Raw genomic sequence first — 1,140 nt, forward strand, 5'->3', positions numbered from 1 at the left:
GGCCGGCCGGCCCGGGAACCGCGGGGCCGGGTGCCGCGCCCGCGCCGAGTCCCGGAATGGTCCGGGTCTCCCGGCCGCCGGAGGCTTCATGTTCGCGCAACAGCACGACGTCGAACCCTTCGCGGCGGATCCTCAGGTCGATGTAGACCAGGGCGATCACGGCCGCTTGGAAGGCGTAGCCGATGGCCGAGAAGATGGAAGACAGCAGCATCGAGACCAGCGTGAGCGGCCCCATGGTCGCCAGCATGCTCTCGGGCGATGTGGGGTCGCCCAGCAGCGGACCGGCGAGTCCCACGATGAACGAGATGGGCATGCTGACCACGGAGGTGATCACCGTGACGATGATGGTGCACAAGAGGATGATGCCAAAGGTCCGCCACCAGCTGCGGTCGGTCAGCTGCCACGACCGGGCGAGCGCCCGGAAGACCGAGGCGCGTTCCATGATGATCACCGCCGGTGCCAGCATCAGCTTGATGCCGATCCAGACGGATACCGCCGTCAGGCCCACAATGATCAGCACGATGATCCAGGCCGAGGACACGCCGAGCTGGTCGGCCAGGAAGAAGGAGCCGGCGATGATCGCGACCAGTGCGGCAGCGGTGAGGGCGAGATAGAGCAGGGCCAGCCCGACCAGCGCACCGATCCGGCCCTTCGCAAGCGCGAACATCAGGCCGAAGCCGGTTTTCTGGTTGACCGCGGCCCGGGCGGTGGGAATGGCGAGGACGCCCTGCAGGACCAGGATCCCCACCCCGGACAGCAGGCCGAGCACGAGCGAGGAGATGATGATGGACAGGCCGAAGGCCACCGCGGATGCATCCGTGAGTTCCTCGTTGGCCATGACCTGCAGGCCGCCGAAGGCCGAAATGATCAGCCCGCCGACCAGCCAGGCCAGCGCGCTGACGACCACCTGGAGCAGCACCGCGGTGCCGAAGACCGCCGCGGCGTTCTTGCGGGCCGCCTGGAAGGCGCCGTCGAGGATCTCGCCGACGCCGAGCGGACGCAGCGGGATGACGCCCGGTTTCGGCGGAGCCACATAGCCGCGGTAAGGGCCCGGACCTGCGGGCGCCGGCCAGCCTCCCTGCTGCTGTGCGCCGGGCGGGGGCTGTCCCCACTGCGGCTGCGGGTTCCACCCGGACTGGG

1 protein-coding gene is annotated in these 1,140 nt (G+C 69.4%); it reads right to left on the bottom strand.

All coding sequences use genetic code 11. From position 1 onward, the window contains the following. On the bottom strand, positions 1 to 1,033 hold a 1,033-nt coding region (locus AC5RUJ_RS16820), incomplete at its 3' end, for a glycerophosphoryl diester phosphodiesterase membrane domain-containing protein (protein WP_494156310.1). Positions 1,034 to 1,140 lie beyond the last annotated feature (107 nt).

The organism is Arthrobacter sp. Y3223164 (genome assembly GCF_059091005.1).